This is a genomic window from Alloyangia mangrovi (genome assembly GCF_002300555.2).
In the GTDB taxonomy this organism is placed as follows: Bacteria; Pseudomonadota; Alphaproteobacteria; order Rhodobacterales; family Rhodobacteraceae; genus Salipiger; species Salipiger mangrovi.
The window spans coordinates 1-1,616 of record NZ_NTHN02000130.1 but is presented as its reverse complement, the minus strand read 5'-3'; the positions used below and the strand labels follow the sequence as shown (position 1 = coordinate 1,616).

Here is a 1,616-nt window from a genome sequence, read left to right as displayed (position 1 = left end):
CCGAGGGGCTGCCGCCCGGCAGACCTCGCGCAAGAAGCCCTCCGCAAGCCTGACATCCGAAACCCCGACCCGCCCCGCGCGGGCCGGGTGAACTGCGTTGGCGCGCCGCCTTTGGCGGCGCCCGCGCCGGGTTCGATGCGCTACGCGCGTCAGGCCCGGCCCTAGGCCCGCGCAGATGTCTCGCTCCATGTCAACGCTTCCAGTCAAGGGCATCCCAACTTGCTTCACGACACCCCTCTCATCGCAACCATCGTTGCGGGCCTCGTGCTCGCCTGTCTTTTCGGCCTTGCCGCGCAGCGGCTGCGGCTGCCCGCGCTCGCCGGCTACCTGCTGGCCGGCGTTCTTATCGGCCCGTTCACCCCCGGCTATGTCGCCGACCAGCACCTTGCCTCGGAGCTTGCCGAGATCGGTGTCATCCTGCTGATGTTCGGGGTCGGGCTGCATTTCTCGCTGAAGGATTTGAGCGCCGTCAAGGCGATCGCCATCCCCGGCGCCATCGGCCAGATCCTTGCCGCCACGCTGATCGGCGCCACGCTCGGCTGGGGTCTTGGCTGGGGCTGGGGCGGCGGGCTGATCTTCGGCCTCGCGCTTTCCGTCGCCTCGACCGTGGTGCTGCTGCGCGCCCTGCAGGACCGGCGGCTGATCGAGACCGAGCGCGGCCGCATCGCCGTCGGTTGGCTAATCGTCGAGGATCTGGTGATGGTCCTCGCGCTGGTGCTGCTGCCGCCGCTCGCCGGGCTGCTCGGCGGCACCGCCCCGATGCGGGCCGCTGTAGAAGGCTCTGCCCTGTTCCACGCACTCGGCCTCAGCCCCCTCCTCGCGACGCTGCTGCTGACCGGCTTCAAGGTGGTCAGCTTCGTCACGCTGATGCTGATCGTCGGCCGGCGGGTCATCCCGCGCGCGCTGCAATACGTCGCCGGCACCGGCTCGCGCGAGCTGTTCAGCCTGGCTGTGCTGGCCATCGCGCTGGGGGTCGCCTTCGGCTCGGCGCATCTCTTCGGGGTGTCGCTGGCGCTTGGCGCCTTCTTCGCCGGCATGGTGATGGCCGAGTCGCCGCTGTCGAGCCGCGCCGCCTCGGACACGCTGCCGCTGCGCGACGCCTTCGCGGTTCTGTTCTTCGTCTCGGTTGGCATGCTCTTCGATCCCCGCGCGCTGATCGAGGCGCCGCTGGCGCTGGCCGCGACCGTGGCGATCATCGTCGGTGCCAAATCGCTTGTCGCCTATGGCATCGTCCGCAGCTTCGGGCATGACCGGCAGACCGCGCTGACCATCGCCGCCAGCCTAGCGCAGATCGGCGAGTTCTCGTTCATCCTCGCGGTGCTGGGCACCAGCCTCGGGCTGCTGCCGGCAGCGGGCCAGGACCTGATCCTCGGCGGCGCGATGCTGTCGATCCTCGTCAATCCGGCGCTGTTCCGCGGCATCGACTGGCTGGCGCGCCGGCGCCAGCCCGAGCTGCCCGATGGCGCTCCGGTGCCGGAGGTGCCGCCCGCCGATGCCGCCACCGAGCTTGCGGATCACGTGGTGATCGTCGGCTACGGGCGGATCGGCAGCCAGGTCGCCGCGGCGCTGGCGCGCGAGGGCGGACAGGTGCTGGTGATCGACGACCAGCCCGAGCG

1 protein-coding gene is annotated in these 1,616 nt (G+C 70.7%); it reads left to right on the top strand.

The annotated features are described in order from the left end of the window. Positions 1–219: 219 nt before the first annotated feature. Positions 220–1,616: cation:proton antiporter domain-containing protein (locus tag CLG85_RS27045; protein WP_260350383.1), on the top strand; the 1,397-nt coding region annotated here is incomplete at its 3' end.